This window comes from Synechococcus sp. CC9605 (assembly GCF_000012625.1).
In the GTDB taxonomy this organism is placed as follows: domain Bacteria; phylum Cyanobacteriota; class Cyanobacteriia; order PCC-6307; family Cyanobiaceae; genus Parasynechococcus.
Window position 1 is genome coordinate 1873085 of the sequence record NC_007516.1, and the last position, 13507, is coordinate 1886591.

15 protein-coding genes are annotated in these 13507 nt (G+C 63.3%); 2 read left to right on the forward strand and 13 right to left on the reverse strand.

Translation table 11 applies throughout. The annotated features are described in order from the left end of the window. Window position 1: 1 nt before the first annotated feature. Window positions 2-262, reverse strand: coding sequence for a hypothetical protein (locus SYNCC9605_RS10245; RefSeq protein ID WP_257929146.1), 261 nt, complete (start codon window positions 260-262; stop codon window positions 2-4). A 31-nt stretch (window positions 263-293) separates the two neighbouring features. On the opposite strand from SYNCC9605_RS10245, the gene bioA reads away from it, so the two are divergent. Next, window positions 294-1592 (forward strand): adenosylmethionine--8-amino-7-oxononanoate transaminase, encoded by a 1299-nt coding sequence (gene bioA, locus SYNCC9605_RS10250; protein ID WP_011365001.1) that lies wholly within the window; start codon window positions 294-296, stop codon window positions 1590-1592. Between the two features lie 11 nt (window positions 1593-1603). On the opposite strand, the gene SYNCC9605_RS10255 is transcribed toward bioA, so the two are convergent. After that, entirely contained in the window at window positions 1604-1876 is a 273-nt protein-coding gene (locus tag SYNCC9605_RS10255; protein ID WP_255441765.1) for a DUF3143 domain-containing protein, read from the reverse strand. Further along, window positions 1818-2357, reverse strand: a complete 540-nt coding sequence (locus SYNCC9605_RS10260; protein ID WP_011365003.1) for a J domain-containing protein — start codon at window positions 2355-2357, stop codon at window positions 1818-1820. Before SYNCC9605_RS10260 ends, SYNCC9605_RS10255 begins: the two co-directional genes overlap by 59 nt. Window positions 2358-2382: 25 nt before the next feature. On the opposite strand from SYNCC9605_RS10260, the gene rsmG reads away from it, so the two are divergent. Continuing rightward, window positions 2383-3114 carry a 16S rRNA (guanine(527)-N(7))-methyltransferase RsmG gene (rsmG, locus tag SYNCC9605_RS10265; protein ID WP_011365004.1) on the forward strand — a complete coding sequence of 244 codons (732 nt, stop codon included), beginning with the start codon at window positions 2383-2385 and terminating at the stop codon, window positions 3112-3114. Window positions 3115-3123: 9 nt separating this feature from the next. On the opposite strand, the gene SYNCC9605_RS10270 is transcribed toward rsmG, so the two are convergent. The 10 genes from SYNCC9605_RS10270 to SYNCC9605_RS10310 form a co-directional block, all read right to left on the reverse strand. Beyond that, complete coding sequence (locus SYNCC9605_RS10270) at window positions 3124-4323, reverse strand: aldo/keto reductase (protein WP_011365005.1); 1200 nt, start codon at window positions 4321-4323, stop codon at window positions 3124-3126. After that, window positions 4323-4673, reverse strand: coding sequence for a ferredoxin (locus SYNCC9605_RS10275; protein WP_257930025.1), 351 nt, complete (start codon window positions 4671-4673; stop codon window positions 4323-4325). The genes SYNCC9605_RS10270 and SYNCC9605_RS10275 overlap by 1 nt, the downstream gene beginning before the upstream one ends. 3 nt (window positions 4674-4676) lie before the next feature. Continuing rightward, complete coding sequence (locus tag SYNCC9605_RS10280) at window positions 4677-5069, reverse strand: DUF1257 domain-containing protein (protein WP_011365007.1); 393 nt, start codon at window positions 5067-5069, stop codon at window positions 4677-4679. Then, complete coding sequence (locus SYNCC9605_RS10285) at window positions 5069-5272, reverse strand: DUF2997 domain-containing protein (RefSeq protein WP_025362472.1); 204 nt, start codon at window positions 5270-5272, stop codon at window positions 5069-5071. The genes SYNCC9605_RS10280 and SYNCC9605_RS10285 overlap by 1 nt, the downstream gene beginning before the upstream one ends. A gap of 73 nt (window positions 5273-5345) precedes the next feature. Continuing rightward, window positions 5346-6158, reverse strand: a complete 813-nt coding sequence (locus SYNCC9605_RS10290; RefSeq protein ID WP_011365009.1) for a HEAT repeat domain-containing protein — start codon at window positions 6156-6158, stop codon at window positions 5346-5348. 30 nt (window positions 6159-6188) lie between these two features. Then, on the reverse strand, window positions 6189-6314 hold the full coding sequence (locus SYNCC9605_RS15600; protein WP_011365010.1) for a hypothetical protein: 126 nt from the start codon (window positions 6312-6314) through the stop codon (window positions 6189-6191). 30 nt (window positions 6315-6344) lie between these two features. Next, window positions 6345-8099 carry a sodium:solute symporter family protein gene (locus SYNCC9605_RS10295; RefSeq protein ID WP_011365011.1) on the reverse strand — a complete coding sequence of 585 codons (1755 nt, stop codon included), beginning with the start codon at window positions 8097-8099 and terminating at the stop codon, window positions 6345-6347. Between the two features lie 54 nt (window positions 8100-8153). Further along, window positions 8154-9209, reverse strand: a complete 1056-nt coding sequence (gene rlmN / locus SYNCC9605_RS10300; RefSeq protein ID WP_011365012.1) for a 23S rRNA (adenine(2503)-C(2))-methyltransferase RlmN — start codon at window positions 9207-9209, stop codon at window positions 8154-8156. Continuing rightward, entirely contained in the window at window positions 9206-9358 is a 153-nt protein-coding gene (locus SYNCC9605_RS10305; protein ID WP_006850847.1) for a hypothetical protein, read from the reverse strand. The genes rlmN and SYNCC9605_RS10305 overlap by 4 nt, the downstream gene beginning before the upstream one ends. Before the next feature lie 35 nt (window positions 9359-9393). Continuing rightward, the gene (locus SYNCC9605_RS10310) at window positions 9394-13482 is read right to left on the reverse strand and encodes a DNA-directed RNA polymerase subunit beta' (protein WP_011365014.1); all 4089 of its coding nucleotides are present in this window, start codon (window positions 13480-13482) and stop codon (window positions 9394-9396) included. Between the last annotated feature and the right edge of the window lie 25 nt (window positions 13483-13507).

Below are 13507 nucleotides of genomic sequence, written 5' to 3' on the forward strand. Positions count from 1 at the left end.
CTCAGCCCAGGGCCTTTGAACCGGTGGGGCAGGCGCCCAGACGCATTGCGGCATGGCGCACGGCAACCCGCAGTGGCCATCCGTGACTGAGTTCAGCCTGGATCACCTCCAGCTGGGACGACGACCAACCCTGCAGCTCGAGAGCACATCGAATCGATTGCCAGTCGCCCTCAGGGACAACGAGACGACGCTTGGCCGACGGCTCAGGCCGCGTGGTGGGAACAAAACGCTTGGATTGACGACGGGTGCGTGGGGCAGCCATCCGGGGCATCTCCAACAGCTCCAGATTCAATATGGCAAAAGCTGCCGCTGCTGCCATGGGGTCGATCCGCCATCCGAATCTCTGGCCCCCCTTCACCCAGATGGCCAGCGCAGCCAACTCCCAACGGGTGGTGTCTGGGGAGGGTGCCCTGCTGATCCGTGAACAGGGGGAGCCGCTGATCGATGCGATCAGCAGCTGGTGGGTCACCCTGCACGGCCATGCCCATCCGGTGTTGGCCAAGGCCATCGCCGATCAGGCCGCCCGCCTCGAACAGGTGATTTTTGCCGACTTCACCCATGAGCCTGCGGAACAGCTGGCCGTACGCCTGAGCGGCCTCTGCGGCCTGCAAAGGCTGTTCTTCTCCGACAACGGCTCCACTGCGGTGGAAGTGGCGCTCAAGATCGCCTGCCAGTGGTGGGCCAACCGGGGGCAACCGCGCTACCAGATCGTCGCCTTCGACGGGGCATACCACGGCGACACCTTCGGAGCGATGGCCGTTGGCGAACGCAACCTGTTCAGCGCCCCCTTCGAAGACAAACTCTTTCCCGTCGCCCGGGTTCCCTGGCCGGCCACCTGGTGGGACGACGATGCCGTGGAGGCCAAGGAATCCGCGGCACTCGAGGTGCTCGAGCGGGTGCTGGAGACACCGACAGCGGCGGTGATCCTCGAGCCATTGCTCCAGGGGGCCGGCGGCATGGCCATGGTGCGGCCCGAATTTCTGCGACAGGTGGAGGCACGCACCCGCCAGGAGGGAGCACTGCTGATCGCCGATGAAGTGCTCACCGGCTTCGGACGCTGCGGCGACTGGTTCGCCAGCCGGCGGGCGGACATCCGGCCGGATCTGATGGCGCTGTCCAAAGGCTTGACGGGTGGATGTCTACCGATGGGCGTGACCATGGCCAGCGAAGCGGTGTTCGAAGCCTTCGTCGGTGACGACCCCTGCCTGACCCTCTGGCACGGCCACAGCTTTACGGCCAATCCGCTGGGCTGCGCCGCGGCCAACGCCAGCCTCGACCTGCTGGAGCGCAACCCCGCTGCCTTTCAACAGTTCGAACAACGGCACCGTCCGCACCTCGAACGGTTGGCGCGCCATCGGAAGGTGCAACATCCCCGGCTGACGGGGACGGTGGCCGGCTTCGACCTCGTTGTGGAGGGGAGCTCGGGCTACCTCAACCCAGCGGGGCCAAAGCTGAAACGGCTGGCGATGGAGAACGGCGTTTTCCTCCGCCCCCTGGGCCAGGTGGTCTATCTACTGCCACCGCTCTGCATCAGCGATGCCCAGCTGGAACGCTGCTATTCGGTGCTGGAAAGGGCCCTCGATCAGCTCTGAAGCTTGTGGCCTCAGGGCCCCGCCTGAATCGCCGCCTCAACATCGGCCCTGGAAAGGCCATAGGGCAGCGAACACTGCACCATCGCCTCCAGGGAACCCGGGTGCCAGATCACTTTGAGGTCCTCCCGTTCCAGCAGCAACAGTGCTCTCCATTCAGAACGCTCGAGCATCCACTGGCAAGGGTTGTCGTCCATGCGGACGGCACCCAGCTGCTGAAGCCAGGCCTCAAGCGCCGGGAGAGAGTGCTGATTCAGCGGGGTGCTCTCCGGGGGCAGGGCGGCCATCAGGTTGCAAACGCACGGATGTGCTCTGAGTCTGCTCATCCGCCAGCCAACTCGGCGACACCTGCCAGTCGCGGCCCTGAGCAAGGGCCACCCCCAACCCCAGCACCAGGCTGAGCAACAGCGCGATGCTCAACAGCACCAGCGAGAACCATTCCCCACCGGAGAGGGGCCTCCGTTGACCGATGCCCTGCCAGGCATCCGGGCGGGACTGATGCTGCAGGGGCGGAGGCGATGAAGGCGCTTTGGCGCCAAGACTGAGGGTTGCTTGGCTCTGGCGCAGCAGAACGTCGTAGGACTCCTTGAGCTCCTGAAAAGCAATGCTGGCCTGCTCGGGCGGCAGTTGCGTGGTGTCGGGATGCAGGGCCTTGGACTGGCGTCGAAAGGCCTGGCGCAAGGTTTCAGCGTCAACCCCGGGACGCACGCCAAGCCGTTCGTGATGGCTGGGGCGGGCTTCGGACACAGGGGACGACCGGTCCTTCATCCTAAGAAGAGTTGTTGCTGCAGCCATGGCCGCCACCGCGCCTGAACCGGCGTTCTGGGACGCCCTGGGATGGCAGCCATCGCAGGCGCAGCGCGACCAGCTGGAGGAGCTTCAGGGCCTGCTGCAGAGCTGGAATGAACGGGTCAATCTGACGCGCCTGGTGAACGGCGACGATTTCTGGATTGGTCAGGTCTTCGACAGCCTCTGGCCGCTGGCGGGGGAACTCCAGTCAGCGAACGAGCCGCAGCACTGGATTGATGTGGGAACCGGGGGAGGCTTCCCCGGCCTCGCCATCGCCATTGCCCTTCCCCAGGCACAGGTGACTCTGCTGGATTCCGTCGGGCGCAAGACCGCCGCTGTGGAGGCCATGGCCAGCAGCCTGGGGCTTGCTGATCGGGTGGGGGTCCGCACCGAGCGGATCGAAACCACCGGGCGCGATCGCCACTTTCGTGGCAGCTTCGATCGCGCCGTGGCACGGGCTGTGGCGGCCGCTCCTGTGGTGGCCGAATACCTCGTGCCCTTGCTGAAAACCGACGGCGAGGCGCTGCTGTATCGGGGCCAGTGGGCTGACAGCGATGCCGTGCCATTCAACAGGGCCCTGCGCCTGCTAGCGGCCCGTCTGGTGGAGGTGCAGCACCGGCAACTGCCCAGTGATCGCGGCACGCGTCACTTGCTGCGGGTGAAACCGAACGGCCCCTGCCCCCGCAGCTACCCAAGGGCAGTGGGCACGCCCAGCCGGGATCCTCTTGGGAGCTAAGAAGAACGCTCAGACACTCGACAAACGCAGCTGGGATTCGCCCTTGAGCCGCTGCTTGAGGCTGCGCAGGATCTCCGGGATGCGCTCACGCCATGGACTCTCCTGCAAGACGCTCTGCAAATCCTCCACGCTGACCTCATCCTCAAAGCCATCGGCATTGGCCCCGGCAAACCAGTGCCCGCCGGAGCCCAACAACCCATAGCGGGCCTTGGCATAACTCTCGAGATCCCAGGCCTCCAGGAGGTTGTACAACCAAAGCAAGACGGGGAGGTTGATCTCACCGGGCGTCGCATGCCAAGGCGGCAGCCCGACGGACCAGGTGGCCATCCAGTCGCGACCCAGCGCTTCATCGGCCGCTTGCCGAAGCCGCTGATCCACAGGAGCAATCAAGGACGCTGCATCCTGCAGCAGGCGCAAAGCCTCCAGGTGAAGCTCGAGATCCTCCGGCCGGGCCGCTCCCACGCTGATGGTGTGCACCCGCGGATCCTGAAGACAGAACAGGTCATTGAAGACGATGGGATGCAGCGGTGCACACAGCTCCAAGAGTCGTTGGGATGGCGTGTGCAGATGACCGCCTTTGTCGGTGGGACTGATGATGAACACACCCATGTCCTGACGAAGGGCTGCATCCAAGGCAGGGCCGTTGTCCTGGCGGATGTAATACCAGTGCAGATTCACATAATCGAAGGCACCGGAGTCGCAGGCCTCTGCGATCAAGGCTGTGGGGCCATGGGTGGAGAAGCCCACGTGACCAATGCGACCCTCCGCCTGCCAGCGGCGCACCACCTCCATGCAGCCCCCCGGTTGCAGGGTCTGCTCGAGATGCTCCGGCAGGTTGATGCCATGGATGGCCAGTAAATCCAGGCGATCACAGCCCAACCGCTCAAAACTGAGCTCCAGTTCCGCCTCGAAGGCGTCGGGATCGGGCCGAGGAGGCACCTTGCTCTGCAGCAGACGGGAGGGGTCGGGTGTGCGCGGCAGGGCCCAACCCAGCTGACGCTCGGAGCTGCCGTAGTGCCGCGCCGTTTCCACGTGGTGAAAGCCCAGATCCACCGCGCGCTTCAGGGTCGCCTCAAGCTGGGTCTGCGACGCAGACGTGATCTCATCAGCAGGAAGGTCGGTCCAGCTCTGCTGAAAGCGCATTCCCCCAAGAGACAACAGGGGGATCTCAAGCTCCGTTCGGCCGAATCGGCGGGTGGGAAGCGCCATCAACCTTGGGGACGTGGTTGCAGATTCTGGCGAACCAGGTTTTGCCGCAGCGTTTCCAAAGACTCAAAGGGAACCCAGTGAATGCAATCCACGGGACAGGTGTCGATGGCCTCCTGAATGCATTCGGTGGAGTCACCGTCCTGTCGGATGGCCCTGGAGCGTCCCAGATGCGGCTCAACAACAAAGGTGTTCGCAGCCACGTGGGCGCAGTAGCGACAGCCGATGCAAACGGCTTCATCCACCCAGACAGCCTGATCGCGCATGTCGCCCCCGAGGAGAGGCTCCCTACCGGTGGTCTGCTCCTGCGGGCGAGCGGGGGCGGAAAAGGCGTGAGACGAGGGATCAGCCAGGATTCAGGCGTCCCAGCGGGTCACCACGAGTTCGATTGAACCATCCTCGGTCTGGGTCTGCTCGGCAACCTGAAATCCTTCCTTGGTGGTGGCAGCCAGAACCGTGTTCAGGGCGTAGCGCTGCGTGAGCTTGGAGAGAAAACGTTCCACGGGAATCTGTTGCTTCCACAGATCGAGGTCGGTGACCAGCTCGTAGGACTCCGATGCGCTATTCCAGCGGAAACCGATATCACCACCGTCCTGCACCGCAATGGCCAGATCAGCTGTGACGGTCTGGCCGCGGTAGCCGCGCACGGGACGCTCTCCTTGATCAGGGGCATAGCCCATGTCTTCCAGTGCTTTCACCAAAGGCTCCAGCTGACGCAGTTCGGTTTTGACGGTGCTGAAATGCGACATCAGTTCAAATGAGCGGGAAGAGACTGGGACTGGACCTCAGGCTGCAGAAACGCTTCGGATGTGGACTCCTGACGTTCAACCGTTCCAAGAGCAGCTTCCACTTCTTCAGTGAGCTGCTGGCACGCTTCTCCTGCAACACCCTCGACCTGCTCCTCCACACGTCCATCAGGCCGAATGGTGAAGCGAATGGTCTTTTGGGGCATCGAGAAACGTGATTTGCGCAGCAATCTAGTGGGCGTCTCCCCCGAATGTTGCCTTTCTCGTTACACAGCCCAGTTACAGGATAAAACCGTCGTTGATCAACGCCTGCAGGCGTTCCAGCACCAGCGGATCCTCCAGCTGCTCGAGGGCCGTTCTGGCCTCATCGCGCACGGAGATCTCCCCGTCATGGAGTAAGGCACTCACCAGGGCTTCAACGATCTCGGCTTGCCGCGGCTGCACCAGCTGATCCATCAAACGGCCCAAAGCCCAGATGCAGTTGCTGCGCACCACCGCTTCACTGTCGATGCGCAGACTCACCAGCAATTGCCCCGCCGCGGGGTCGGCCTTGACCGGGGAACGGCTGCCGGCTTCCGCCAGGGAACCTGGACACCAGAGGCGCACCGCTGCGACATCCGTCTGCAGCGCCCGGATCAACGGATTGAGCACCGGAGCATCGGGGAAATTGCCCAGGCTCCAGGCCGCAGCCTTGCGGACGTAGGCATTGGCATCGAGCTGCAGCAGCCGCAACAGCGGCTCAACAGCCGGCGGCGATGGATTGCGGCCCAAGGCGTAAACGGCACTCATCCGCTCCACCGGACAGGAGTTCTGGAGCAAGGGCAGCAGCAGGGCAATCGACCGGGGATCACGGTGTTCACAGAACACCTGCAGGCCCTGCAGCCGTTCTCCATGGTTGCCACGCAACCAGACCAGGCCCTGGTCACAGGCCCGGGCAATCTTCAGAGAGGAATCTTGCTCGGCGTCATCGAGCTGAATCGCATCAAGCGGATCAACGTCATCTTCCGCCGCCAGCTCACGCGCCAGCAGATCAGGATCCACGGAAAGGCTGGACAGCCCCTGGTCCTTCTGTTGGCTGCGATCGTCAGTCATGCAGGGATGCTACGGGAGCCATTCCAGGGCTCAACCCATGGGAGCTGGAGCCAGCATGTCACCGGGAAGCCAGATGCGGGCACTCACAGCGAACAACGCCAGGGCAAACAGAAGAACAATCAGAGCCGGCAGAAGGGTGGAACGAAAAAACGACACCGGAACACGCCAATCAAGACGTCATTCTGCTCAAGAGGGCACGGCATCGACACGCCGCCGCAACTGCCAGATCGAAAGGATCAGCACCGACAGACCGATCCAGCCACTCCACTGTTGATGCAACAGGAAGCCCCCTGTACCAAGCAGGCCGCCAAACAACACACCACAGGCCAGCACAAAGCGCCGCAGCATGGCGGGCAACGACTCCATCGGCATGACGCCGAAGCGCTGGCGCAGGCGTGACCATCCGGGGCCCGGAGGACGCACCGTCCGCACAAACCGCTCCAAAACAGCGTCCGATTCCGGCGGTGTGCTCAGCATCACCGCCAACCAGACCACAGCAGAGAGGCCGGTGATCACCGCAATGCGAACCCCGTAATCCTCGATCCGCACCAGGGGCACCACCGAGGTGAACACCCCAATGAAGAACCCGCAGAGCATCGCCGACAGCTCCGCCGCGGCGTTCACGCGCCACCAGAACCAGCGCAGCACCAGAACCACACCGGGACCGGACCCGATCGCGATCACCAGCCGAAACACCGTGCCGATGCTGTCGCTGATCAAAGCGGTGATCACCCCAAGAACGAGCAGCACAACCGTGGTGAGTTGTCCCACCAGCAAGAGCTCGCGCGGACCGGCGGAGGGGCGAACAAAGCGCTGATAGAGGTCGTGGGTGAGGTAGCTGGCTCCCCAGTTCACCGAGGTGCTCACGGTGCTCATGAACGCCGCCACCAGAGAGATCACCACCAGGCCGAGCGCCACCGGGGGCAGCAGTTGCACGGCCAGGGCGGGATAGCCAAGCTCAAGATCAGCGCCGGCCGGCAACAGCACCAGGGCCGCCAACGCGACCACGATCCAGAGCCAGCTGCGCACCAGGTAATTCACCACCAGAAACACCCAACCCGCCAGCCGCGCCTGCTGCTCATCGCGGGTGGCCAGCATGCGCTGGATAAACTCGCCACCCCCATCACTGCGGCGGAAACTCCACCACTGCACGGCGATGTAGGCCGTGAACATCGGGATGCTGATGCCACTGGCCTGCAACCAGCGGAAGCCGGAGTCATCCCAGGTCCAGGGCACCAGAGACAGCAGCTCCGGCCGCTGCAGCGCCTGCAGTTGCTCCATCAGCGCTGTCATCCCGCCTGCGGCATGGAGGGCAGCCGCGGCCACGGCCAGGGCACCCGCCAACGCCAGCACGAGCTGGACCAGATCGGTTACCACGACGGCCCAGAGCCCACCGGCCACGGTGTAACTCATCACAAGGACGGCCACGACCATCAAGAGCCAAACCGTGTCCGTCAGGCCCAGTGCTGCGGGTTGACCCGACACCAGCCCCAGCGCTTCCACCACCTTGCGGAGGGCGAGGAAGGCATAGCCGATGCCGATGCAGTTCACCGGCACGGCCAGCAGGAAAGCCTTGATGCCGCGCAACCAAGCCGCCGCCGCTCCGCCGTAGCGCAGCTCGGTGAAAGCGGCGTCGGTGAGCACACCGCTGCGGCGCCAGAGGGGTGCGAAGACAACGGCCATGGCCACGTGGGCCAAACCAAAGCTCCACCACTCCCAGTTGCCCGCCAGGCCGCGAGCACCCACGAGGCCAGCGACGTAGAGCGGTGTATCGATGGAGAAGGTGGTGGCCGCCATCGAGGCGCCGGCCAACCAACCGTTCAGACGGCGGCCTGCCACGAAATAATCCGCCTCGCCGCTGTTGCGGCGGGCCAACCACAACCCCAACACCAAGGTGAGAACGAGGTAAGCAGCGAGAAGCAGCCAATCAATCGCTGTCATTCGCAAACCCTGTGCCTCAGCAGTTTGCTGAGGCACAGGCCATCAGCCCACCCTTCAGCTAGGTGTATTGGGAGCCATCTGCTGACGCCTGAGCTGACCGCAGGCCGCATTTTGATCGAGTCCCCGGCTGGCCCTGAGGCTCACGGCAACACCGCGTCGTTCCAAAACGCGACGAAACGCCTCGATCCGCTGCGGCGTTGGTCGTTTGAACTCCTCCTCCTCAATCGGGTTGTAAGCGATCAGGTTCACGTGGCTCTGGAAACCGCCAACGCGATCCGCCAGCTCAGCGGCGTGCTCGGGCTGGTCGTTGAGTCCACCGAGCAGGATGTACTCAAAACTCACCCGCCGACCGGTCACATCCAGATAGTGACGGCAATCCTCAAGCAGAGCGTCATAGGGGTAGGCATGGGCCGTGGGAATCAGCTCCTCGCGCAGCCGCTGGTTGGGGGCATGGAGGCTCACCGCCAGGGTGAACTGGGCGCGGCCCAGCCGCTGCATGGCCAGTTCCGCAAGTTGCGGCAAGGTTTTCGGAACACCCACCGTGCTGACAGTGATGCGGCGTTGGCCGATGCCGAGGTCATCATTGAGGCAGCGGATCGCCTCCAGCACGGCGCTGCTGTTGAGCAGGGGCTCGCCCATGCCCATGAACACGATGTGGGAGGGACGGCGGTCCATCGCCTCACGCACACTCAACACCTGATCCACAATTTCGTGGGTCTGAAGTGAACGCTGCAGCCCCCCTTTGCCGGTGGCGCAGAAGCGGCAGGCCATGGGACAACCCACCTGGCTGGACACACAGACGGTGAGACGTTGATCGGTGGGAATCCCGACCGTTTCAATGGTTTCGCCGTCCTCGGTGGAGAGCAGCAATTTCGTAGTGGCATCCGTGGCCACCGAATGATGCACTTCCTTCAGCCGGCCCACATCAACGCCTGCCTCAACCAAGGCGGCACGCCAAGTCTTGGGGAAGACCGTGATGTCGGCCAGGGATCGAGCCCCCTTGGCATAGATCCAGTCATGGAGCTGGCGACCGCGGAAAGGCTTTTGCCCCTGGGCGACGGCCCAGTCCTGCAGCTCGGCCGCGCTGCGACCCAGCAGAGCCTGGGTCACCAGATCAGCAGACCATGGCCAAGCTTGATCTCCACCGCCATCAAAGCGATGAAGCCAAGCATGGCCAGACGTCCATTCAGCCGCTCGGTATGGGTGTGGAACCCATATTTGGGCAGGCGTCTCTTGGGGATCTCAGTGGGCTCAAGCATGGAAGGGGCTGCAATGGTGAACGATTGAGCTGAGCTCATTCGTCAGAGAGCAGGCCCTCTTCCTGAAGGCCCTCAACGGCTTCAGCATCGACCACCTGCTCTTCCTTCAGCTCATTGTCGGCGTCCGGACGGGTGAACGCGGCGAAATTGCTCGCCGAGGGGTCGATGTTGTGGCGGGTGCGGGTGGCCTCGAGGTCGGCGTCACTGGGGTCATCCAGCACCGCGCTGGCACTGGCCGCAGGGGGCATGTCGACGGTGTAATCGGGGCGCAGGTTCTGCATGCGGCGGTAGCCGGCCGGATCCTCCGAAAGGATGTCGGGATGGGGGCCAGCCTCCTTCTGCAGCTCTTCTTCAAAGCCGCTGAAGCCGGTACCCGCAGGAATCAGGCGACCGATGATCACGTTCTCCTTGAGACCGCGCAGCCAGTCGCTCTTGCCCTCGATGGCAGCTTCGGTGAGCACCCGGGTCGTCTCCTGGAAGGAGGCGGCGGAGATGAAGCTGTCGGTGTTAAGCGACGCCTTGGTGATGCCCAGCAGAACCGGAGTGAACTCAGCGGGTGCACCACCGGTGATCGCCATGGCCTGGTTGGTGTCTTCCACCTGACGCAGTTCAATCAGCTCACCCGGCAACAGGGTGGTGTCGCCGGCATCCTCGACCCGCACCTTGCTGGTCATCTGACGGACGATCACCTCGATGTGCTTGTCGTCAATCGAGACGCCCTGGGACTTGTAGACGTTCTGAACCTCAGTCACCAAACGGTGCTGGAGGTTGGCGATCGCCTCCTGAGCGGCCTCCATCAGCGGCTTACGGCTGCGCAGATCCTCGAAGTAGCACTCGAGCAACTCGTGGGGGTTGATTGGGCCATCGGTCAGCAGTTCACCAGCGGTGACCTGTTGGCCATCGCTCACCATGATGTTGCGGCCGAGCAGGATCGGATATTCACCGATGGCGTCATCGGATTCGATCACGTTGACGGCGAGGGACTCGTCGTCTTCGCCCTGCTTGATCTCAACGGTGCCGGGCTTCTTGCAGAGAATCGTGGATTCACGGGGGCGACGGGCCTCCAGCAATTCTTCGATTCGGGGCAGACCCTGAACGATGTCACCAGTCTTCTGGCGTTCGAACACCAGCAGGGCCAGGCCATCACCCCGCTGCACCAGATTCCCATCACGCACGTGCAGGACGGAGTCGGGCGACACCATGTAGGGACGTCCCAGACGCAGGGTGACGCTGTTGCCACTGACGGCCTCGATCTCACCGCAGCAGCTGGCGGTTTCGCCCTCGGCAAGGGCGTCTCCATCGACAATCCGCTGACCGACGCTCACCACCGGCTTGCCGGAGGTGCTCAGGGTGGTGGTGTCTTCGGGGCGTTCCACGATCATCCGACGCACCGGGTCGGCTTCCGTGGCTTCGGGCAACTGCGCCAGACCGGCCTGCTTGCAGAGGATCTGCGTGGTAGCGACGACATCGCCAGCCTTCACTGACACGCCATCTTCGACCTGCAGCTCGGTGTGGGTTGAGCCGTGGCTGGAGTCGGACATGGTGTCGCGACGCACCAGGATCGACTCGAGGATCACAAGGCGCAGACGGGAAATGGTTTTGGCCCGCTTGTCGGGAGCCTTCTCCACATCCACCGTCATCTGCGGGGTGGTGTCGAAGGTCTCGAGCAGCAGCTGGGTCTTGAGCAGCTCCACACCTTCAACGGACTTGATCAGTTCGTTGTCCTTGAAAGCCAGACGCTGGGTGGCCTTAATGCCGAGGTGAGGGCCATTGGCCTGCTTGACATGGGACAGCTCAGGCAGCTGGGCCACGTTGGGAATGGTGTACTCCTCAACCGGACGCAACAGCAGACCCTTGCCTTCGGGGGTCTCCACCGTCTGCACGTACTTCATCGTGTCAACGGAGAGCCCCTTGGCGATGTCCTCGCCGGGGTTGACCATCTGGCCATCACCCTCGAAACGCTCCAGTGCCTTGGCATCGGTGCAGAGGTGGAACTCACCACTGCGAACGATGATTTCGCGCAGGATGTCGTTCTTCTGGGTGACGGTGACGATGCCCGCGGTCTGGCTGAAGATGTCTTTGACAACCTCGGTGCCGGCCTCGATCCACTGACCGTCGGTGATCATCAACAGGGAGATGTCCTTGTTGATTTCGTGGGTCTCCTGGGGGATCCACAGCAAGGTGCCGCCCTTGTTGACCTCGTAGCCGTTCTTGGCGGAACGAGCCTTCTTGATCGCCAGACCAGGGGCGAACTTCACCAGACCACCGGTGCCAGTGCGGAAGCGGTCATCCGCCAGTTCAGCGATGACCTCGCCGGAACCGATCTTGCTGCCGGGGATGGTGTTGAGGCGGTAACGGGTGCCGTCTTTGGCCTCAAGATTCCAGATCTCACCGGAGTGGGTGGACTCCTCCAGCAGTTTGAAGTCCTTGAGGGTCATCGCCGTGGTGACGATCTGCACCTCACGGGAATCACCGATGGAGTCGCGCAGGCGTACTTCACCGCCGTACTCACTGCGCTGGCTGGCTTCCGCCAGCACCTGACCCTCAGTGACCTGGGTCTCACTGCCGACCACGGGCTGAGCGTTGGGCGGCAGGTTGTAGACGTCGCCGGAAAGCACCCACATCCGGCCGAGACGCTGGGCCTTGAGGGTGATGTTGCCCTGACGGTCGGTGACCTCACGGGGCTGAATCGCCTCCTCGTAACGCACCTGGCCGGCCAGGTCGCAGATCACGTCCTTGGTGGCCTTCTCCACACTCTTCTTGACCGCACCGGCGGCGATCTGCGCCACCGTGACGTCGGCATCGATCTCAGCACCGTTGTCAACGAACAAAAGGGAGCCGTTGGTGATCTCGATCTTCTGGGCCTTGCCCTTGCCGGACGGCTTGATCGTGAGGTTGAAATCAACCTCAGCCTGTTGGGCGTTCACACCGTGGGGAGTGCGGTAAGGACGCACACGCGCCTTGCTGCCGAACTCGACGGTGCCCGCCACCTTGGAGCGAACCACACCGGTTTCAGCGGTGGACACACCACCGGTGTGGAAGGTCCGCATGGTGAGCTGGGTTCCAGGCTCACCGATCGACTGGGCCGCGATGATGCCGACGGCTTCACCCAGGTCGACCAGTTCGTTGTGGGCCAGTGCCCAGCCGTAGCACTTGCGGCAGACGGAACGGTTGGCTTCGCAGGTGAGTGGCGAACGCACACTCACGGCCTTCACGCCAGCGGCCTCGAAGGACTTGGACAGCGGCGGATCGATTTCGGTGTCTCGCTCGGCCAGCACCTCGCCATCGGCATTCACCACCTGGGCGGCGGTCAAGCGACCCACGAGCCGGCTGCCGAATTTGCCGTCCTCAGCGTCCACCACGATGTGGCGGGTCGTGCCGCAGTCGTCCTCGCGGACGATCACATCCTGGGCAACGTCCACCAGACGACGGGTGAGGTAGCCGGAGTCAGCGGTGCGCAGCGCCGTATCCACCAGACCCTTGCGGGCGCCGTAGGAGGAGATGACATACTCGGTGACCGTCAGACCCTCACGGAAGTTGGTGCGGATCGGAAGGTCAATAATTTCACCCTGCGGGTTGGCCATCAGGCCGCGCATGCCCACCAGCTGACGCACCTGGGACATGTTTCCCCGGGCGCCGGAGTTGGCCATCATCCACACCGAGTTCAGCGGTGCGTTCTCGTCAAAGTTCTTTTTGACGGCATCCACCAGACGCTCGTTGGTCTCGGTCCAGGTGTCGATCACCTTGGTGTGACGCTCCACCTCGGTGATTTCACCCAAGCGATAGCGCTCTTCGGTAGCCGTGATCTGTTCCTCGGCTTGGCCCAACAGATCCTTTTTCGCCTCGGGCACCTTGAGGTCGTCGACGGAGATCGAGACAGCCGCTTGGGTGGCGTACTTGAAGCCGAGATCCTTGAGGTTGTCGGCCATGGACGACGTCACTGCCGTGCCGTGGTTCTTGTAGGACCAGGCGACAAGCTGCTTTAGGGCCCGCTTGTCGATGACCTGGTTGCGGAACGGCGGAGGGGTCTTCGAGAGCGGACGCGATGCGCTCACGGGAGCCTCTTTAGCGGCCTTGGAGGCTTTGCTGGATTTGGACTTGCGGGATTTCGAGGACGAGGTCATGGCTGCGCGCGGATCAGGAATTAGG